Source organism: Frigidibacter oleivorans, from assembly GCF_003993775.1.
Taxonomy (GTDB): Bacteria; Pseudomonadota; Alphaproteobacteria; order Rhodobacterales; family Rhodobacteraceae; genus Frigidibacter; species Frigidibacter oleivorans.
Genome location: NZ_RJRZ01000004.1, coordinates 213,988 through 231,880 on the forward strand (window position 1 = coordinate 213,988; position 17,893 = coordinate 231,880).

Sequence of the window (17,893 nt, forward strand, 5' to 3'; positions counted from 1 at the left end):
CTTTCGCATCCGTCGCCGGGATGGCAGTGGATCAGGCTACGGGCACGGCCCCGTCCGGGGGCAGCACCGCCAGCAGGTCGCGCACCGCCCCCGGCCCGCCAAGCCGCATCACCCGGCGCGCCCTTGCCTCGGCCTTCAGCAGCGCGGCATGGCGCGACCGCAGGTCGAGCCCGTGGAACAGCCCCGCCCGCAGTTCGGCCCGCAGCCGCGCCGCAGGCTCCCCCCGCCGCGCCAGCCGCCACAGCCGCAGCGCCAGCGGCATGTCCAGCCAGATGACCAGATCCGCCGCCGCGGCCGCCACCGCCTCGCAGCGCGCGCCCTCGGCCGCGATCACCCAGGCGGGGCCGGCGCAGACCGCGCGCGCCCAAGCCTCGCGCGCCGCGGGCGCGGTCCCCGGTTCGGGCCGGTGCACCGCCAGCGCCATCCGGTCGCCCAGCGTTTCCGCCAGCGCGGCCTTGCCCGCGCCCGCCGCCCCAACGATCGCCACCCGCTGCATGCCTGCCCTCCCCGGCACGGCCTCCGCGCCGCGCCGCCCGGCGCCGCGCCTTCCCTCGCGCCATCTTGCGCGCCCGGTCGCCACAGGCAAGGGCCGGATGAGGCGCCGCAGCCGCATGACGAAAGGCCGCGCCCTTGCGGGACACGGCCTTCGGATCGGCAGGCGCGCAGACCGCGCCGGAGGGCAGACCTTACTTGATCTTGCCTTCCTTGTATTCGACATGCTTGCGCACGACCGGGTCGTACTTGTTGACCGTCATCTTCTCGGTCATGGTGCGGGCATTCTTCTTGGTCACGTAGAAGTGCCCGGTGCCCGCCGTCGAGTTCAGACGGATCTTGATCGTCGTCGGCTTCGCCATTTTCGTCTCCTGCAGCCGGGCGGCAGTCGCAGTGTCGCCCCGCCCCTCAAATCCTTGAAGCCCGCCTTTTACCGATGGCCGGGCCAGAGTCAACCGCCTTTGCCCCTCGCGGCGCGGCTATTTTGGCCCCCCGGACCGGGCGGGGGAAATCATGCGCGGATGGCCTGTAAGCCGGATTCTGTCCGGGGGCGCGAACCCCCTGGATGACCATTCCTCTCGCCCCGCCCTTGCGGACGGGGTCCAGCTGCCAACCCGGGCCTCTCGGGCCGAAGCATCCCTGCGGCGGACCGGTTGCCCGCTCCCCGCACGAGGCCCCTATTCGGCATTGCTCCCGGTGGGGCTTGCCGTGCCGTCCCTGTTGCCAGGTCCGCGGTGGGCTCTTGCCCCACCGTTTCACCCTTGCCCGCGACGGATCGCGGGCGGTCTCTTCTCTGTGGCGCTTTCCCTCGGGTTTCCCCGGCCGGGCGTTACCCGGCACCGTTGCTTCGTGGAGTCCGGACTTTCCTCGCCTGCCCAGGTATCCGCGGAACGGACCTGTGGGCAGCCGCGGTCATCCGGCCATCCGCGCCCGCGCTGCCTACGCGCGCGCCACCCCCGCGTCAACATCCCGCTGCGGCCAGCGCGCCGCCAGTTCCGCCGCGATGGCCCCGTCGATCCCGTCCGCCGGACCGGTGGCGCCGGGCCGGAACCGCAGCCGGAAGGCCGCCAGCAGATCCGCCGCCGGCACCGCCGCGACCGGATAGCCGAACCGGCCCAGATCGGTCCCGAGCCGCCCCATCTTCTGTTCGGATATATCCTCGGGGGGTGAACTGGCCGGAACGGCCAGGAGGGGGGCAGACGGCCCCCCTGCCCCGGTCACCGACCCGATCCCCGGCCAGACCGACAGGCCCGACAGCGCCAGCCGCCGCCAGTCGAAGCGCGGGCCCGGATCGGTCTTGCGCCCCGGGGCCATGTCGGAATGCGCGATCACGCCTTCGGGGGGGATGGACCAGCGGGCCAGAAGGCCGGCCAGCAGCCGTTCCAGCGCCGCCATCTGCGGCTCGGCGAACGGCCCCTCGCCGGGATGGTCCAGCTCGATCCCGATCGAGCGGGAATTGACGTCGCTTGCGCCGCCCCATTCCCCCGCGCCCGCATGCCAGGCGCGCAGCTCTTCGGGCACCAGCGCCTCGGCCGTCCCGTCCCGCGCGATCAGCCAATGCGCCGACACCTCTGCCGCCGGATCGCACAGCCGCGCCCTGGCCGAGGCCGCATCGGCCATCGCCGTATAATGGATCACCACCAGCCGGGGCGTCAGCCCGCCGCGCCGCGGCCCGTGATTGGGCGAGGCGGGATGAGAGGGGGCCGGACGGTCCGGCGCCGTCATCGGATCAGCCGCGCGCCTGCTGGAAGGGCGTCGGATCCCAGTAGCAGGCAAAGCCGTCGCCATCGGGATCGAGGTTGCCCGGGTCGCGCTGCGGACCGCCGCGGCGCAGGAACTCGATCTGCGCCAGATCCTGCGAGGCGTATTTGCCGCAGTTCCGCTGCCAGTTCGACAGATGCACGCTGGACCGCGACCAGACCGGCTGGCCGAGCGTGTTGCCGGCATTCACCGCATATTCGGCGATGTTCGGGCCGGTTTCCGTCCGCTGCGGCAGCGCGGTCGGCGCCACCTGCTGATAGGCGGCGCGGTTCGCCTCGATCCGCGCGCGGTCGGACTCGATGGTCTCGCGCGCGGCGACGGCGGAAAAGTCGTTCTCGTCGGAAATCCGGGCGGACCCGGCGCCGCCCGGGCTGGCGGCCGGGGTCGCGCTGGCGGCGGCGATGGCCGCATTGGCGCTTGCCGGATAGCTGCTGGCATAGCCGCCGGCAGGGACCGCCGCGGCCGGCGCGGCATAGGGCACCGGGGCGGCATAGGGCACGGCGGCGGCCGGGGCCGCCGAGGAGGTGATCGGCCCGCTGGTGATGGGTCCGGTCGTGATCGGGCCCGAGGTGATGGGGCCGCCGGTGATCCCTCCGTTCAGCGGCGTGACGCTGCTGCCATAGCCGGGCTGCGCGCTCTGGCTGCGCAGATAGTCCTGATAGCTCTGGCCGCTGTCGGGAACCGACGGCGCGCAGGCTGCCAGCAGCAGCGCGCCGCTCAGGGCTGCGCGCGGCAGGACGGGACGCGGAATGACAGGACGCATCGGAAACCCCCGAATCGACGCAATGCCGCGCCGGTTACCACCATTTGTCCGGCCGCGAAACGAATCCGGCGGCGCGTTCGAGTACGAATGCGTGATTGAGAAGGTCGCCCTCCTCCCACGGCCGGCCGATCAGCTGCAGCCCCAGCGGCAGGCCGCGCGCGTCCAGACCGGCGGGCACCGCGATGCCCGGCAGGCCGGCCAGGTTGACCGTCACCGTGAACACGTCGTTCAGATACATCGCCACCGGATCGGCATCGGCCATCTCGCCCAGACCGAAGGCGGCCGAGGGCGTGGCCGGCGTCAGGATCGCGTCGATGCCGGCCGCGAAGGCCTGTTCGAAATCGCGCTTGATCAGCGCGCGCACCTTGCGGGCGCGGTTGTAATAGGCGTCGTAGAAGCCCGCCGACAGCACATAGGTGCCGATCATCACCCGGCGCTGGACCTCCTTGCCGAAGCCCTCGGCGCGGGTCTTTTCGTACATCTCGGTGATGCCGTCGCCCTGCGCCAGCTTCGCGCGGTGGCCATAGCGCACCCCGTCATAGCGGGCGAGGTTCGACGAAGCCTCGGCGGGCGCCACGACATAGTAGGCAGGCAGCGCGTATTTCGTGTGCGGCAGCGAGATGTCCACGATCTCGGCCCCCGCGTCGCGCAGCATCTCGGCCCCGCGATGCCACAGCGCCTCGATCTCGGCGGGCATGCCCTCCATGCGGTATTCGCGGGGGATGCCGATCTTCCGGCCGCGGATGTCGCCGGTCAGCGCCGCCTCGAAATCCGGCACCGGCAGGTCGGCCGAGGTCGAATCCTTCGGGTCCGGACCGGCCATCGCGCCCAGCATGATCGCGGCGTCGCGCACCGTCTTGGTCATCGGGCCGGCCTGGTCCAGCGACGAGGCGAAGGCGACGATGCCCCAGCGGCTGACCCGGCCATAGGTGGGCTTGATGCCGACGATGCCGGTGAAGGCCGCGGGCTGGCGGATCGACCCGCCGGTATCGGTGCCGGTCGCGGCAAGGCACAGATCCGCCGCCACCGCCGCCGCCGACCCGCCCGAGGACCCGCCGGGGGTCAGCGGCGCCGTGTCGTTGCCGCGCCGCCATGGGTTGACCGCCGGGCCGTAGCAGGCGCTTTCGTTGGACGAGCCCATGGCGAATTCGTCCATGTTCAGCTTGCCCAGCATCACCGCGCCCGCGTCGAACAGCTGCTGGGTGACGGTGGATTCGTATTCGGGGCGGAAGCCCTGCAGGATGCGGCTGGCCGCCTGCGACGGCACGCCCTTCGTGCAGAACAGGTCCTTGATGCCCAGCGGGATGCCGCACATCGCCGGCGCCTCGCCCGCCGCGATCCGGTCGTCCGCCGCGCGGGCCTGATCCATCGCGATCTCGGGCGTGGGGTGGACGAAGGCGTTCAGCGCCCCCGCCGCCTCGATCGCGGACAGGCAGGCCGCGGTCAGGTCGGTGGCCGTCGTCTCGCCCTTGCGCAGCGCGTCGCGCGCCTCGGCGATGGTCAGCTGGTTCAGCGCGCTCATTCGACCACCTTCGGCACGGCAAAGAACCCCTCGCGCGCATCGGGCGCGTTCGACAGCACCTTGTCGGGATAGCCGCCATCAGTTACCGCGTCGGCCCGCCGTTTCAGCCGCATCGGCGTGACCGAGGTCATCGGCTCCACCCCCTCGACATCCACCTCGTTCAGCTGCTCCATGAAGGTCAGGATCCCCGACAGTTCCTGCGCCAGCGCGGGCAGGTCCTCTTCCTTCACGGCGATGCGCGCCAGATGCGCGACCCGCCGGGCGGTGTCTGTGTCGATGGACATGGGCGGGTCTCCCTCGTGCCGGACAGCGTGCCGAAAAGCACATCGGGGCGGGTTTACGCGGCCCGCGCCCCGCCCGCAAGCCGGGCCGCGAGCATGTGGCGGCGCCAGACCTCGATCATCCAGCCCAGCATGACCGCGTTCAGCAGATGCCACAGGAAATGCGTCCCCAGCGGCAGCGCGGCGCAGACCGGCCCGTCGATGGTGCGGAAGAAGAGCGAGAGGACAAGGATGCCCGCGCCGATGGCCAGCCCCCGGGCGGTGTCCGGCGCGCGGCGGCGCAGCAGGAGCGCATAGGCGAAGATCAGCACCGGCACCGGCGCGTAGCCCGCCGACGATCCGATGCCCGGCACCAGCTGCCACAGCGGCACCGTCAGCGCCGCATAGGGAATGAAGAGCGCCGTCACCACCCCCGCCAGCCACAGCGGCGCGCCGAAGAAATCGCGGGTGGCGGTGAAGACATAGAGCAGGATGAAGACAAGGATCGGCAGCACGTCGGCGGTGCTGGCCCATTGCGTCGCATGGGTGTGGAACAGCCACGACCCGACGCCGATCACGAACAGCACGATGCACAGCGCCCGTCCCCGCCAGGCCCCCGGCATGTCGAGCGGCGCGATCCTGCGCCACATCACCGCCGCCGCCAGCAGGAAGGCGCCGTTCGTCACCGCGTTCACCGGCTCGGACCAGTAATCCGGGCCGGTCCGTTCGCAATAGGCGTCCACCCTGTCCGTCCAGGCCATTTCCTTCGCCCCCGATCCCGCTACCATGGTCCAGGATAGACCCCGGACGGAGGACTGCAATGAAGATCACCTGGCTCGGCCATTCCGGCTTCCGCATCGAGATCGAGGGGGCGGTCCTGCTGCTCGACCCCTGGATGACCGGCAATCCCGTCTTCCCGGCCGACCGCCGCGCCGAGGCCATCAGCGGCGCCACCCATGTGCTGCTGACCCATGGCCATGGCGACCATGCCGCCGACGCGCTGGCCATCGCGACCGAGCTGAACATCCCCATCGCCTGCATGCATGAACTGGCCGAGATCTTCGGCGCCGAAGGGGCGGAGTGCATCGGTTTCGGCAAGGGCGGCACCGTCGATCTGGGCGGGGCGCAGGTGACGATGGTGAACGCGGTCCATTCCTCGAGCATCGACTTCAAGGGCGGCGTCACCTATGGCGGCACCCCCGCGGGCTTCATGATCGCGGGCGAGGACCATGTGATCTATGTCTCGGGCGATACCGACGTGATGGCCGACATGGGCGTGTTCAACGACCTGCACAGTCCCGATATCGGCATCCTCGCCTGCGGCGGCCATTACACCATGGACATGCGCCGCGCCGCCTATGCGGCAAAGACGTTCTTCGACTTCAGGACGGTGTTCCCCTGCCACTACCGGACGTTCCCGCTGCTGGCGCAATCGGCGGCAGAGCTGGTCGAGGCGCTGCCCGGCGTCGACGTGCTTGTGCCGGAGGTGATGCAGGCGGTCGAGATCTGACGGAGCCGGGGGGCCAGCCCCCCGCACCCCCCGGGATATTTCCGCCGACAAGAAGGGGCAGCCTTCGACGCCGCCTCAGCGGCGCGCGGCGAAGAATTCCTTCAGCAGCGCCTCGGACTCCGCCGCCGCGATGCCGTCATAGACCTCGGGCGCGTGATGGCATTGCGGATGGGCATAGATGCGCGCGCCCTGCGCGATGCCGCCCGACTTCGGGTCCGCCGCCCCGTAGCAAAGCCGCGCGATCCGGGCGAAGCCGATGGCGGCGGCGCACATCGGGCAGGGCTCCAGCGTGACATAGAGCGCATGGCCCGGCAGCCGTTCCGACCCGGCGGCGGCGCAGGCGGCGCGCAGGGCCAGCATCTCGGCATGGGCAGTGGGGTCGTTCAGCTCGCGCGTGCGGTTGCCGGCGCGGGCGACGATCCGCCCGTCGGGGGCGACGACCACCGCCCCCACCGGCACCTCGCCGCGGGCGCCGGCGGCGCGCGCCTCGGCCAGCGCCTGATCCATATGGCTGCGGAAACGGGTCATGGCCCGGTCATGCCCGCAGCCGCCCGGCGGGGCAAGAGGGTCCGGGGCAAGAAGTTCGGGGCAGGAGAGTCCGGGCAAGGGGCTGCCCCTTTCCCGGCGGCGGGGAATGCTGTAGACAGGGCGCTTCCCGCGACGCGATGTCGCCACGATCTCATGGAGAGACAGATGACCGACGATACCCCCGATTCCGCGCAGAGCGACGCCCCGGCGAATTCCGGTGCCGAGCGCATCGCCAAGGCCATGGCCCGCGCGGGCGTCGCCTCGCGCCGCGATGCCGAACGGATGATCGTGGAAGGCCGCGTCACCGTGAACGGCAAGACCGTCGCCAGCCCGGCGCTGGACGTGACCGAGCGCGACCGGATCGCGCTGGACGGCAAGCCCATCGACGCCAAGCAGCCGACGCGGCTGTGGCTCTATTACAAGCCGCTCGGGCTCGTGGTGTCGGAGAAGGACGAGAAGGGCCGCCAGACCGTCTTCGACGTGATGCCCGAGGGCATGCCCCGGGTGATGAGCATCGGGCGGCTCGACCTCAATTCCGAAGGCCTGCTGCTGCTGACCAACGATGGCGAGCTGAAGCGGCGGCTGGAACTGCCGGAAACCGGCTGGCTGCGCAAGTACCGGGTGCGGGTGAACGGCCAGCCCAACGACCTGACCTTCGACCCGCTGCGCCGGGGCGTGACCGTCGATGGCGAGGATTTCCTGCCGATGGAGGTCACGCTCGACCGCCAGCAGGGCGCGAATGCCTGGCTGACCGTGGGCCTGCGCGAAGGCCGCAACCGCGAGATCCGCCGCGCGATGACCGAGGTGAAGCTCTATGTGAACCGGCTGATCCGGGTCAGCTATGGCCCGTTCCGGCTGAACGAGATGAAGCCGGGCGACATCGTCGAGGTGAAGGCGCGGGTGATGCGCGAACAGCTGGGCAGCCTGATGCCGGGGGCGGAGGACAAGCCCGCCCGCCCGGCCCGGCCGGCGATGGCGCGAGGCGCGGGGGGCGGCCCCCGCCGCGCCGCGCCGGGCCGCGATGCCGCCGAGGGCGAGGCCCCGGCCCGCAAGCCGCGCGCGCCGCGGAAGCCCGCGGAGGCGGCGGGCGACCGGCGCGCCCCGGGCGAGACCCCGCGCAGCTGGGGCAGCAAGAGCTTCGGCGCGCGGCGCGCCGAGGGCGATGCGGCCGGTGAAGGGTCCAGGGGCGGAGGCCGCAGCTGGGGCCGGAAATCGGCGGCCGAGGGCGCCGTGGGCGGCGGCAAGCCCGGCGGCAGGGCGCCGGGATCGGCCCCCCGCGGGCCGCGTCCGGCCGGAGAGGAGGCCCCGCGCGGGGGCCGCAGCTTCGGCGGCAAGCCGGCGGGCAAGCCCGAGGGCCGCAGCTTCGATGGCAAGCCCGGCGCCAGGCCGGAAGGCCGCAGCTATGGCGCCAAGCCAGGGGCGAAGCCGGAGGGTCGCAGCTTTGGCGGGAAGCCCGGCGCCAAGCCCGAAGGCCGCAGCTTCGGCGGGAAGCCGGGGGCCAAGCCGGAGGGTCGAAGCTATGGCGCCAAGCCGGGCGCGAAGCCCGAAGGCCGCAGCTTCGGCGGGAAGCCGGGCGCCAAGCCGGAGGGCCGCAGCTTCGGGGCCAAGCCGGCGGGGAAACCGGGGGGCAAGCCCCGCCCGGCCTCGACCCGCAACGGTCCGCCCGGCGGCAAGCCGCGCAGCCCGCGCTGACCGCGGCGGGCGCCCCGCGCGCCGCGGCCGCACTGGAACCTCGCGGGCGGCTCGCCTATACAGGGCAGAAGAGACAGCCACGCGAGGCGCCAGAGATGACCGATTCCACGCGGCGGGCCGCCTGGCTGCTGCTGATCGCGCTGACGCTCTATGCCGCGCTGGCAGGGGGCGGCTGATGGCCCGGCGTTTCGGCGGACGGTTCAGCCCGGACAATGCCCGCCCCGCGCCGGGCGAGGGGCCGCGCGCCGCGGCGCATCCTTTCGCGGGAAAGCGGCCGGCCGCAGGCGGCGCGCGGGTGAACCTCCTGTTCCTCGCCGCCCTGCCCTTCGCCATCACCGCCTTCTTCCAGCCGCCCGCGGGCCTGGCGTCCGACCTCGCCGCCTTCGCCTGCCTCAGCCTCGCCGCCTGGCTGACGCGCGAAGGGCTGCGGGCCGAGGCGGAATTCGACGCCCGCGCCACCGCCCGCCGCCCGCCGATCCCGCGCAAGATCTTCGGCTCGGTCCTGACGGCCTTGGGTCTGGGACTCGGCACCCTGTCCGGCGGGCCGGTGGGCGCGCTGCTGATCGGCGGGATCGGCGGGTTGCTGCATGCGCTGGCCTTCGGTCCCGATCCCCTGCGCAGCAAGGTGGCCGAGGGCACCGACCTGTTCCAGACCGACCGCGTCGCCCGTGCCGTGGCCGAGGCCGAGGCGCATCTGGCGGCGATGCGCGCGGCCATCGACGGCACCCGCGACCGGGCGCTGGCCGATCGCGTCGCCGGGTTCGAGGCGACGGCGCGCGGCCTGATCCGCCGGGTCGAGGACGATCCGCGCGACCTGACCGCGGCGCGGCGCTGGCTCGGCGTCTATCTGCAGGGCGCGCAGGCGGCGGCGGTGAAATATGCGGGCCTCGCCCCGCATGACCGCGACGGAGCGGCGCGGGCGGATTTCACGGCGCTGATCGACGATCTGGAAACCGGCTTCGCCGCCCGCAGCGACAGCCTGCTGGCGGGCGACCGCAGCGACCTGACGGTCGAGATCGAGGTGCTGCGCGAACGGCTGGCGCGCGAGGGTCTGGCCCGCCATACGCTGGGCCCGGGCAATTTGGACGACACGGGCGCCGCGGGGGCGGCCCGGCAACCGGAGGGACGATCCGCATGACCGAGACCACGCGCCAGCAGGCCGCCGCCGAATATGCCGAAGTCGAACGCATCGCCTCTGTGGCGCTGCCCGATCCCGATGACGCGGTGGTGCCGCTGTCCGAGGCGCCCGCCGCGATGGCCGAGGATATCCGCAAGGCGATGGCCGAGATCGACCTGGCCGATACCGGCTCGATCGTCGGCTTCGGTGCGGCGGCGCAGTCGGAACTGCAGGAGATCAGCCAGTCGATGCTGGCCGACGTGAAGAACAAGGATGTGGGGCCGGCCGGGGATTCGCTGCGCGAGATCGTCACCACGATCCGGGGCTTTTCCGTCTCGGAACTCGACGTGCGGCGCAAGTCCAGCTGGTGGGAACGGCTGCTCGGCCGTTCGGCGCCCTTCGCCCGGTTCGTGGCCCGCTACGAAGAGGTGCAGGGCCAGATCGACCGGGTGACCGACACGCTGCTGGGGCACGAGCACCGGCTGCTGAAGGACATCAAGTCGCTCGACCTGCTTTATGAAAAGACGCTGGATTTCTACGACGGGCTCGCGATCTACATCGCCGCGGGCGAAGAGAAGCTGCGCGAGACGGACATGGTCGCGATCCCGGCCAAGGAGGCCGAGGTGAATGCCGCGCCCGAGGATCAGCGCGTGCTGAAGGCGCAGGAACTGCGCGACCTGCGCGGCGCCCGCGACGATCTGGAACGCCGCGTCCATGACCTGAAGCTGACGCGGCAGGTGACGATGCAGTCGCTGCCCTCGATCCGGCTGGTGCAGGAAAACGACAAGGCGCTGGTGACCAAGATCAGCTCGACGCTCGTCAACACCGTGCCGCTGTGGGAAACCCAGCTGGCCCAGGCGGTGACGATCCAGCGCTCCGCCGAGGCGGCGGCGGCGGTGAAGGAAGCCTCGGACCTGACCAACGAGCTGCTGACCGCCAATGCCAAGACGCTGCGGCAGGCCAACCAGACCGTGCGCCAGCAGATCGAGCGCGGCGTCTTCGACATCGAGGCGGTGCGCGCCGCCAATGCCGAACTGATCGGCACCATCGAGGACACGCTGAAGATCGCCGACGAGGGCAAGACCCGGCGCGCGGCGGCGGAATCCGACCTGCGCAAGATGGAGGCGGAACTGCGCGACGCCCTGTCCGCGCCGCGGGCGCGCGCTGCGGCGGCGGCGGCGACGGGGGCCGCCCCCTCGCGCAGCGGCCCGGCCGCCTGACGATGCGGACCGCCTGCCGGACCCGTGGCCGGACCCGTGCCGTCCTCACCGGACTGGCGCTGGTCGCGCTGGCGGCCTGCGAGCCCGTGGCGCCGGTGACGGCCCCGGCGCCGCCGGCGCGGCCGCAGGTGACCGCCGCCCCGCCCGAACCCTCGGAAGACAGCGAGAGGATCCGGCTGCGGCTGGCGCTGGTGCAGGCGAACCTGCTGGACAAGGGCCTGCTGCGGACCGATGGCGGCGGGCGCGACACGCCCTACAACGCCCGGCAGCTGGCCGACAACTTCATTCGCATCGCGCTTTACGACGAATATGCGCCCGGCAGCTCGGGCCTCGTCGCCCGCCAGACGGCAAGCCGCCTGCGCCGCTGGGAACAGCCGGTGCGGATGGCGCTGGAATTCGGCCCCAGCGTCAGCGAGGCGCAGCAGGCGAAGGACCGGGCGGATGTGACGGCCTATGCCGCGCGCCTGTCGCGGATCACCGGCCTGCCGATCCGCATGGTCGGCCCCGAGGCCGCGAATTTCACCGTGCTGGTGCTGAACGAGGACGAACGCCGGGCCGCCGGCCCGCGCCTGCGCCAGCTTCTGCCCGGGATCGACGGCGGCAGCAGCGCGATGATCACCGGCCTGCCCGAGCCGATCTTCTGCGCGGTCTTCGCCTTCTCGCCGGGCGCCGGCGGCAGCTATACCCGCGCCATCGCCATCGTGCGCGCGGAACATCCCACCCGGATGCGGCTGTCCTGCTTCCACGAGGAAATCGCGCAAGGACTGGGCCTGGCCAATGACAGCCCCTCGGCCCGCCCGTCGATCTTCAACGACGACGACGAGTTCGCGCTGCTGACGGGCATGGACGAGCTGATGCTGAAGATGCTCTACGATCCCCGCCTGCGCCCCGGCATGACCCCGGACGAGGCGCGGCCCATCGTCGAGACGATGGCGCGCGAGTTGCTGGGGGGCGACAGTTGAACCCATGACGGAGACAGGCAGATGAGCATCTTCGACTTCCTCAAGGGCGAGTTCATCGACGTCATCCACTGGACGGACGATACCCGCGACACGCTGGTCTGGCGGTTCGAGCGCGAGGGCCATGCGATCAAGTACGGAGCCAAGCTGACGGTGCGCGAGGGCCAGGCGGCGGTCTTCGTGCACGAGGGGCAGCTGGCCGACGTGTTCGGGCCGGGTCTCTACCTGCTCGAGACCAACAACATGCCGGTGATGACCACGCTGCAGCACTGGGATCACGGCTTCCAGTCTCCCTTCAAGTCCGAGATCTATTTCGTCTCGACCGTGCGGTTCAACGGGCTGAAATGGGGCACCCGCAACCCGGTGATGGCGCGCGATCCGGAATTCGGGCCGGTGCGGCTGCGCGCCTTCGGCAGCTATTCGGTCCGCATCGCCGATCCGGGCCTGTTCCTGAAGGAAATCGTCGGCACCGACGGCGAATTCACCGCCGACGAGATCAGCGAACACCTGCGCAACGTCATCGTGCAGGAATTCGCGCGGGTGGTGGCGACCTCCGGTATCCCGGTGCTCGACATGGCGGGGAACACGGGCGAGTTCTCGAAGATCGTCACGCAGGCCATCGCGCCGGTCGTCGCGGCCTACGGGCTGGAATTCCCCGAGCTGTATGTCGAGAACATCTCGCTGCCCGAGGCGGTGGAGGCGGTTCTGGACAAGCGCACCTCGATGGGGATCGTCGGCGATCTGAGCCGCTATGCCCAGTTCTCGGCGGCCGAGGCGATGGGCAAGGCGGCGGAGACGCCCAATTCGGGCATGGGCGCAGGCATCGGCGCGGGGCTCGGCATGGCCATGGGCCAGCAGATGGCGCAGGGCCCCTGGGGCGGTGCACCGGCCGCGGCACCCGCCGCCGCGCCGCCCCCGCCCCCGCCGCCGGCCCGCCAGTGGCATCTGGCCGCGGACGGCGCGGCCAAGGGCCCCTTCCCCGAGGCCGAGCTGCGCGGCATGGCACAGTCCGGCGCGCTGACCCGCGCCAGCATGGTCTGGTCGCCGGGGATGGAGGGGTGGAAGGCCGCGGGTGACGTCCCCGAGCTTGCCGCGCTCTTCGCACAGGTGCCGCCGCCGCTGCCGCCCGGGGCCTGATCGTGGCTGACATCGCGGCGACCGCCGCGCGCGAGGTGCATTATCCCTGCGACCGGTGCGGCGCCGACCTGCGCTTTGCCCCCGGACAGACTAGCCTCGTCTGCGACCATTGCGGCCATCTGCAGCAGATCGCCGCCCCCGCCGCGCCGGAGGCGGCGACGGGCCTGCGCGAACTCGCCCTGAAGGACGGGCTCGCCGCCGACCTGCCGCCCGGGACCGAGGTCGAGGCGCGGACCACCCATTGCCCGAACTGCGGCGCGCTGGTGGAATTCGCGGGCGACCGCCATGCCAGCGAATGCCCGTTCTGCGCCACGCCCGTCATCGTCGATACCGGCACCCACCGCGCGATCAAGCCGCAGGCTCTGATCCCGTTCGCGCTGACCGAGGAGGCCGCCCGCGCCGCCCTGGGCCGCTGGCTGAAATCGCGCTGGTTCGCGCCTTCTGGCCTTGGGGAATTCGCGCGCAAGGGGCGGCGGATGCAGGGCATCTACACGCCCTTCTGGACCTTCGACGCCGATACCCGCAGCCGCTATGCCGGGCAGCGGGGCGATGCCTATTACACCACCCGCACCGTGCGGCGCGACGGCAAGACCCGGACGATCCGCGAACGGCATATCCGCTGGCGCCCGGTGCAGGGCACGGTGGCGCGGCGCTTCGACGACGTGCTGGTGCTGGGCTCGACCAGCCTGCCGAAGCCGATGACCGATGCGCTGGCGCCCTGGGATCTTGCGGCGCTGGTGCCGTGGCGGGACGACTACCTGTCCGGCTTCCTGGCCGAGGGCTACACCGTGCCGCTCGCCGCCGCGCATGGCGAGGCGCGCGAGGCGATGGCGCGGGTGATCGCGAGCGATGTGCGCGCCGATATCGGCGGCGACGAACAGCGCGTCACCTCGGTGGACACGGTGCATCAGCGCGAGACGTTCAAGCATGTGCTGCTGCCGGTCTGGGTCGCCGCCTACAAGTATCGCGGCGAAAGCTATCGCTGCGTGGTCAACGGCCAGACCGGCAAGGTCGACGGCGAACGCCCGTGGTCGCCGTGGAAGATCGCGCTGGCGGTCCTGCTGGCGCTGGCCGTGGCGGCGGCGGTCTATGCGCTCAGCCGCTGAGGCGGTCGCCCTTCTGGCCCGTTCCGGCCCTTGCCGGCCCCGGGGGGCGCGACTAGAAGGCTGATAGCGCTATCTGGGAGGATGCACATGATCCTGTGCTGCGGCGAGGCCCTGATCGACATGCTGCCGCGCAAGACGGCCGAGGGCGCCCCCGCCTTCGCGCCCCATGCGGGCGGCGCGGTGTTCAACACCGCCATCGCGCTTGGCCGGCTGGGGGCGGAGACCAGCTTCCTGTCGGGCCTGTCCACCGACCTGTTCGGGCAGATGCTGGTGGCCGAACTGGCGGCGTCGGGCGTCGATGCGGCGCTGGCCGTCCGCTCGCCCCGGCCGACGACGCTGGCCTTCGTCACGCTGTCGAACGGCCAGGCGAGCTATGCCTTCTATGACGAGAACACCGCCGGCCGGATGCTGTCGCCCGCCGACCTGCCCGCCCTGCCTGACGGGGTGACGGCGCTGTTCTGCGGCGGGATCAGCCTGATGGTCGAACCGGGCGGGGCGGCCTATGAAAGCCTGTTCCTGCGCGAGGCGGGGCAGCGCGTGACGATGCTGGACCCGAATATCCGCCCCTCCTTCATCGCCGACGCGGCGGCCTATCGCACCCGGATCGGGCGGATGCTGGCCGCGGCCGACATGGCGAAGGTGTCGGACGAAGACCTGCGCTGGCTGGAAGGCGAGGGCGCGGTCGCCGATCTGGCGCAGGGCCTGCTGGCGCGCGGGCCGAAGGTCCTGTTCGTGACTGAGGGCGCGGCCGGCGCCCATGCCTTCACCGCGCGCGGACATGTCTTCGTCCCCGGCCGGGCGGTGACGGTGGCCGATACCGTGGGCGCGGGCGACACGTTCAACGCGGGCGTACTGGCGGCGCTGCAGGCCAGCGGGCTGCTGACAAAGGCGGGCGTCGCCGCGCTCGACGCGCAGGCGCTGACCGCGGCGCTGAGCCTCGGCAACCGCGCGGCCTCGGTCACCGTGTCGCGGGCGGGGGCGAACCCGCCCTATCCGCACGAACTGCCCGCGGCCTGATGCGGGCGCTGATCCAGCGGGTGGCCGAGGCGCGGGTGACGGTGGGGGACCGGATCGCCGGCGAGATCGGGCCGGGGCTGCTGATCCTCGTCTGCGCGATGCAGGGCGATGGCGAGGCCGAGGCGCAGGCGCTGGCCGCGCGGGTGGCGAAGCTGCGCATCTTCCGCGACGCGGACGGCAAGATGAACCGCGCCCTTGCGGAGGCGGGCGGCGCGGCGCTGGTCGTCAGCCAGTTCACGCTGGCCGCCGACACGTCGCGCGGCAACCGGCCCGGCTTTTCCGCCGCCGCCGCGCCGGATCGGGGGCGGACGCTCTACGAGGGTTTCGCGCAGGCGCTGCGGGATCTGGGCCTGCCGGTGGCCATGGGCGAATTCGGGGCGGACATGCGGGTGGCGCTGGTCAATGACGGGCCGGTGACGATCTGGATGGACACGGCCGACCGCGCCCGGGCCTAGCAGCGCTCCGCCTGAAGGGCCCGCCACCCGGTCATGACGGCGGGGCCGACTGGCGCTGGCGCGACCGTTCCAGACCCAGCTGGTGTTCGCGCCAGATGATCAGGATGCCCGCCAGCACGATCAGCGCCGCCCCGGTCAGCACCACCGGCGTCGGCACCTCGGCGAAGGCGACATAGCCCACCAGCAGCGCCAGCAGCATCGAGGCATATTCGAAGGGCGCCACCACCGAGGCCGGCGCGAACCGATAGGCCGAGGTCAGCAGCACCTGCCCGATCCCGCCGCAGGTTCCGGCCAGAACCAGCAGCGCCGCCGTCCCCGGCGAGGGCAGCACCCAGCCCCAGGGCAGGGTGACGAGCGACAGCAGCGCGCCGTTCACCGAGAACCAGAACACGATCGCGCTGGTGCGTTCCTGATGGACCATGCCGCGGATGAAGACCTGCGCCAGCGCCGCGAACACCGCGCCCACCAGCGCCATCATCGCCCCCGTCGCCTCTACCGGGGCCATCCCGCCCTCGCCGAAGCTGCCCAGACGGGGCGACAGCACGATCAGCACCCCCACCAGCCCCAAGGCCACCGTGGCGATGCGGAACAGCCGCACCTCCTCGCCCAGAAACATCGCGGCGAAGATGACGGTCAGCAGCGGGGCGGCATAGCCGATCGCCGTCGCCTCGGGCAAAGGCAGAAGCCCGAGCGCGGCAAAGGCGAAGCCCATGGCGACGGTGCCCGCCAGCGCCCGCCACAGATGCGACAGCGGCCGGGCGGTGGCAATGCCGCTGCGGATGTCGCCGGTCGCGATCAGCCAAACAAGGATCACCGGCACCGCAAAGGCCGAGCGGAAGAACACGATCTCGCCCGGCGGCACGTCGTCGGAGATGAGCTTCACGATGCTGGCCATGCTGACGAAGACCAGGACCGACGCGATCTTGAGCACGATACCGCGCAGCGGCTGCATGGCGAATCCTTCCAGGGCGGGCGCTGCCACCAAGGGATGAGGGTCCGGAAATTGCAAGGCCCGGGCGAATCAAATGCCGCAGCGCAACAATCGCCGGTTGCCGTATTGGCCACGATGTTGCGCCGGTGAAAGGCCTGTCGCAGCACTGTTTCCCGGAAAATTCCGAAATTGCCACATTCCCATCCCAAAGCACATTTGATTTATACGTAAGGTTAGGTCAGAATAGATATCGGGATTGGGGGATGGCAGGGCCGTCCGAAAGGCATTGCAGTGCGAGGCGGATGGCTTCGCGTGATGGGTGCGGATCGCAGGGGCGCGCCGGGACAAAGGAGAATTGGACGATGACGAAGATGTCGGAGTTCGCGATGCATCTGGACGTGGCGCCGGTGCTGCAGAACGTGGACATGCGGGTGCAGCACGATGCCAATGCCAGCGCCGTCGCCTGGATCGGCGACCCGAGCAACCAGATCGAACTGTGCAAGGCCATGACGTTCTTCGAACATCTGCTGACGCATGGCCGCCGTCAGGTAAAGTTCTACGAAAGCCTCGCACCGATGTCGCGCGCCTCGTTCTTCAAGATGAAGCGCCGCTGCCTCGAGGCCGGGCTGATCCACCAGTCGGTCTGCAGCCGCTATATCGAGCCGGACCGCCAGCGCATCCTCGACATCGTGCAGATGACCTTCCCGACGCTGTGCCAGAAGGTCTGCGACCGGGTCGACTGACCGCGCCGGCGGACCGGGCGCGCCGTCCTCACTCGGCGCAGACCCAGACCGCGCCGCCGACCACCACCACGCTCGCCGCAGCGCCGGCAAGCGCGGCCGGGGCGGCCAGCACGCCCGCCATCGTGGTGCCAAGGCTCGACAGCGAGGCGGCGAGCCCCGTGCCGCTGCCCGACAGGATCACGGCGCCGGAATTGTGCCGCACCGCCTGCACGCCCGACTCCACCGCGACATCGGCCACCTCGCGGGCGCCGGCGGCGGTTTCGTTGACCAGTTCGCAGACGCGCCCCGTCTCCTCGCACAGGCCATAGGTATCGCGGGCGCCCATGGCCAGACCGCTGAACCCGTTCAGTACCGGATCGTGCTGCAGGCAGAAAACGCCCCGTTCCTGTTCGGTCAGGTCCGGCGCCATATGGGCGATCACCACCCGCGCCGGGCACTGCCCGTCCTCCAGCAACCAGCGTTCGCGGCGCGAGGACCAGACGTCGGATTCGTCGTTATAGCCCAGCGTCACCGCGACGCCCTCGATCACCGCCGAACAGACCTGCGCCTCGGCGCGGGCGGGGGCGGGCAGCACCAGGGCGGGCGGAAGGGCGGCCGCGACAAGGCCGCAGGCGAGGAACGGGCGCGAAAACTGGCGCATGGACGGCTCCGGCTGCTCGATCGGTCGGGTGGGGTCCGGT

Annotated in this window: 20 protein-coding genes and 1 other RNA gene; 10 read left to right on the forward strand and 11 right to left on the reverse strand. The window is 71.5% G+C overall.

Annotated features, from left to right (window positions below):
• Positions 1–31 precede the first annotated feature (31 nt).
• The 8 genes from EEY80_RS08030 to EEY80_RS08065 form a co-directional block, all read right to left on the reverse strand.
• A complete protein-coding gene (locus EEY80_RS08030; protein WP_126976068.1) occupies positions 32–496 on the reverse strand; it encodes a hypothetical protein in 465 nt (154 codons plus the stop codon).
• Between the two features lie 190 nt (positions 497–686).
• Positions 687–854: a 50S ribosomal protein L33 gene (gene rpmG / locus EEY80_RS08035; RefSeq protein WP_011750518.1), complete on the reverse strand. Its 168-nt coding sequence runs from the start codon at positions 852–854 to the stop codon at positions 687–689.
• 151 nt (positions 855–1,005) lie between these two features.
• Positions 1,006–1,420, reverse strand: an RNA gene (gene rnpB, locus EEY80_RS08040) — RNase P RNA component class A.
• A gap of 11 nt (positions 1,421–1,431) precedes the next feature.
• Positions 1,432–2,217, reverse strand: a complete 786-nt coding sequence (locus EEY80_RS08045) for an N-acetylmuramoyl-L-alanine amidase (protein ID WP_235829749.1) — start codon at positions 2,215–2,217, stop codon at positions 1,432–1,434.
• 4 nt (positions 2,218–2,221) lie between these two features.
• Positions 2,222–3,016 carry a hypothetical protein gene (locus EEY80_RS08050; protein WP_126976070.1) on the reverse strand — a complete coding sequence of 265 codons (795 nt, stop codon included), beginning with the start codon at positions 3,014–3,016 and terminating at the stop codon, positions 2,222–2,224.
• A 34-nt stretch (positions 3,017–3,050) separates the two neighbouring features.
• A complete protein-coding gene (gatA, locus tag EEY80_RS08055; protein WP_126976071.1) occupies positions 3,051–4,538 on the reverse strand; it encodes an Asp-tRNA(Asn)/Glu-tRNA(Gln) amidotransferase subunit GatA in 1,488 nt (495 codons plus the stop codon).
• The gene (gene gatC / locus EEY80_RS08060) at positions 4,535–4,822 is read right to left on the reverse strand and encodes an Asp-tRNA(Asn)/Glu-tRNA(Gln) amidotransferase subunit GatC (RefSeq protein ID WP_126976072.1); all 288 of its coding nucleotides are present in this window, start codon (positions 4,820–4,822) and stop codon (positions 4,535–4,537) included. The genes gatA and gatC overlap by 4 nt, the downstream gene beginning before the upstream one ends.
• Before the next feature lie 53 nt (positions 4,823–4,875).
• Complete coding sequence (locus EEY80_RS08065; protein WP_126976073.1) at positions 4,876–5,559, reverse strand: ceramidase domain-containing protein; 684 nt, start codon at positions 5,557–5,559, stop codon at positions 4,876–4,878.
• A gap of 59 nt (positions 5,560–5,618) precedes the next feature.
• Between EEY80_RS08065 and EEY80_RS08070 the strand changes: the two genes are divergently transcribed.
• Positions 5,619–6,308, forward strand: a complete 690-nt coding sequence (locus EEY80_RS08070) for a metal-dependent hydrolase (RefSeq protein ID WP_126976074.1) — start codon at positions 5,619–5,621, stop codon at positions 6,306–6,308.
• Between the two features lie 75 nt (positions 6,309–6,383).
• Here EEY80_RS08070 and EEY80_RS08075 read toward each other — a convergent pair whose 3' ends face one another.
• Positions 6,384–6,836, reverse strand: coding sequence for a nucleoside deaminase (locus EEY80_RS08075; protein WP_126976075.1), 453 nt, complete (start codon positions 6,834–6,836; stop codon positions 6,384–6,386).
• A gap of 165 nt (positions 6,837–7,001) precedes the next feature.
• Here EEY80_RS08075 and EEY80_RS08080 point away from each other — a divergent pair, with 165 nt between their 5' ends.
• The 8 genes from EEY80_RS08080 (at position 7,002) to dtd (ending at position 15,539) form a co-directional block, all read left to right on the forward strand.
• Positions 7,002–8,528, forward strand: a complete 1,527-nt coding sequence (locus EEY80_RS08080; protein ID WP_126976076.1) for a pseudouridine synthase — start codon at positions 7,002–7,004, stop codon at positions 8,526–8,528.
• A gap of 175 nt (positions 8,529–8,703) precedes the next feature.
• Positions 8,704–9,666 carry a 5-bromo-4-chloroindolyl phosphate hydrolysis family protein gene (locus EEY80_RS08085; RefSeq protein ID WP_126976077.1) on the forward strand — a complete coding sequence of 321 codons (963 nt, stop codon included), beginning with the start codon at positions 8,704–8,706 and terminating at the stop codon, positions 9,664–9,666.
• A complete protein-coding gene (locus tag EEY80_RS08090) occupies positions 9,663–10,865 on the forward strand; it encodes a toxic anion resistance protein (protein WP_126976078.1) in 1,203 nt (400 codons plus the stop codon). The genes EEY80_RS08085 and EEY80_RS08090 overlap by 4 nt, the downstream gene beginning before the upstream one ends.
• A gap of 2 nt (positions 10,866–10,867) precedes the next feature.
• Positions 10,868–11,827, forward strand: a complete 960-nt coding sequence (locus tag EEY80_RS08095) for a DUF2927 domain-containing protein (protein ID WP_126976079.1) — start codon at positions 10,868–10,870, stop codon at positions 11,825–11,827.
• 21 nt (positions 11,828–11,848) lie between these two features.
• Entirely contained in the window at positions 11,849–12,961 is a 1,113-nt protein-coding gene (locus tag EEY80_RS08100; protein ID WP_126976080.1) for an SPFH domain-containing protein, read from the forward strand.
• A gap of 2 nt (positions 12,962–12,963) precedes the next feature.
• Positions 12,964–14,067: a primosomal protein N' (replication factor Y) - superfamily II helicase gene (locus EEY80_RS08105; RefSeq protein ID WP_235829750.1), complete on the forward strand. Its 1,104-nt coding sequence runs from the start codon at positions 12,964–12,966 to the stop codon at positions 14,065–14,067.
• Positions 14,068–14,154: 87 nt separating this feature from the next.
• Positions 14,155–15,084: a carbohydrate kinase family protein gene (locus EEY80_RS08110; RefSeq protein ID WP_126976081.1), complete on the forward strand. Its 930-nt coding sequence runs from the start codon at positions 14,155–14,157 to the stop codon at positions 15,082–15,084.
• A complete protein-coding gene (gene dtd / locus EEY80_RS08115) occupies positions 15,084–15,539 on the forward strand; it encodes a D-aminoacyl-tRNA deacylase (RefSeq protein ID WP_126976082.1) in 456 nt (151 codons plus the stop codon). The genes EEY80_RS08110 and dtd overlap by 1 nt, the downstream gene beginning before the upstream one ends.
• A gap of 31 nt (positions 15,540–15,570) precedes the next feature.
• Here the strand turns inward: dtd and EEY80_RS08120 are convergent, their stop codons facing one another.
• Positions 15,571–16,491: a DMT family transporter gene (locus tag EEY80_RS08120; protein WP_126976083.1), complete on the reverse strand. Its 921-nt coding sequence runs from the start codon at positions 16,489–16,491 to the stop codon at positions 15,571–15,573.
• A 341-nt stretch (positions 16,492–16,832) separates the two neighbouring features.
• Between EEY80_RS08120 and EEY80_RS08125 the strand changes: the two genes are divergently transcribed.
• Positions 16,833–17,213: a hypothetical protein gene (locus EEY80_RS08125; protein WP_126976084.1), complete on the forward strand. Its 381-nt coding sequence runs from the start codon at positions 16,833–16,835 to the stop codon at positions 17,211–17,213.
• 28 nt (positions 17,214–17,241) lie between these two features.
• On the opposite strand, the gene EEY80_RS20050 is transcribed toward EEY80_RS08125, so the two are convergent.
• Positions 17,242–17,853 carry a hypothetical protein gene (locus tag EEY80_RS20050; protein ID WP_164738184.1) on the reverse strand — a complete coding sequence of 204 codons (612 nt, stop codon included), beginning with the start codon at positions 17,851–17,853 and terminating at the stop codon, positions 17,242–17,244.
• Between the last annotated feature and the right edge of the window lie 40 nt (positions 17,854–17,893).

Bases quoted from the DNA above. Each gene is read 5' to 3' on its own strand.
- gatA (WP_126976071.1), bottom strand. From the start codon at position 4,538: ATGAGCGCGCTGAACCAGCTGACCATCGCCGAGGCGCGCGACGCGCTG.
- EEY80_RS08080 (WP_126976076.1), top strand. From the start codon at position 7,002: ATGACCGACGATACCCCCGATTCCGCGCAGAGCGACGCCCCGGCGAAT.
- dtd (WP_126976082.1), top strand. From the start codon at position 15,084: ATGCGGGCGCTGATCCAGCGGGTGGCCGAGGCGCGGGTGACGGTGGGG.
- EEY80_RS08065 (WP_126976073.1), bottom strand. From the start codon at position 5,559: ATGGCCTGGACGGACAGGGTGGACGCCTATTGCGAACGGACCGGCCCG.
- EEY80_RS08120 (WP_126976083.1), bottom strand. From the start codon at position 16,491: ATGCAGCCGCTGCGCGGTATCGTGCTCAAGATCGCGTCGGTCCTGGTC.
- EEY80_RS08125 (WP_126976084.1), top strand. From the start codon at position 16,833: ATGACGAAGATGTCGGAGTTCGCGATGCATCTGGACGTGGCGCCGGTG.
- EEY80_RS08075 (WP_126976075.1), bottom strand. From the start codon at position 6,836: ATGACCCGTTTCCGCAGCCATATGGATCAGGCGCTGGCCGAGGCGCGC.
- gatC (WP_126976072.1), bottom strand. From the start codon at position 4,822: ATGTCCATCGACACAGACACCGCCCGGCGGGTCGCGCATCTGGCGCGC.
- EEY80_RS08070 (WP_126976074.1), top strand. From the start codon at position 5,619: ATGAAGATCACCTGGCTCGGCCATTCCGGCTTCCGCATCGAGATCGAG.
- EEY80_RS08110 (WP_126976081.1), top strand. From the start codon at position 14,155: ATGATCCTGTGCTGCGGCGAGGCCCTGATCGACATGCTGCCGCGCAAG.
- rpmG (WP_011750518.1), bottom strand. From the start codon at position 854: ATGGCGAAGCCGACGACGATCAAGATCCGTCTGAACTCGACGGCGGGC.
- EEY80_RS08085 (WP_126976077.1), top strand. From the start codon at position 8,704: ATGGCCCGGCGTTTCGGCGGACGGTTCAGCCCGGACAATGCCCGCCCC.
- EEY80_RS20050 (WP_164738184.1), bottom strand. From the start codon at position 17,853: ATGCGCCAGTTTTCGCGCCCGTTCCTCGCCTGCGGCCTTGTCGCGGCC.
- EEY80_RS08095 (WP_126976079.1), top strand. From the start codon at position 10,868: ATGCGGACCGCCTGCCGGACCCGTGGCCGGACCCGTGCCGTCCTCACC.
- EEY80_RS08030 (WP_126976068.1), bottom strand. From the start codon at position 496: ATGCAGCGGGTGGCGATCGTTGGGGCGGCGGGCGCGGGCAAGGCCGCG.
- EEY80_RS08045 (WP_235829749.1), bottom strand. From the start codon at position 2,217: ATGACGGCGCCGGACCGTCCGGCCCCCTCTCATCCCGCCTCGCCCAAT.
- EEY80_RS08050 (WP_126976070.1), bottom strand. From the start codon at position 3,016: ATGCGTCCTGTCATTCCGCGTCCCGTCCTGCCGCGCGCAGCCCTGAGC.
- EEY80_RS08100 (WP_126976080.1), top strand. From the start codon at position 11,849: ATGAGCATCTTCGACTTCCTCAAGGGCGAGTTCATCGACGTCATCCAC.
- EEY80_RS08090 (WP_126976078.1), top strand. From the start codon at position 9,663: ATGACCGAGACCACGCGCCAGCAGGCCGCCGCCGAATATGCCGAAGTC.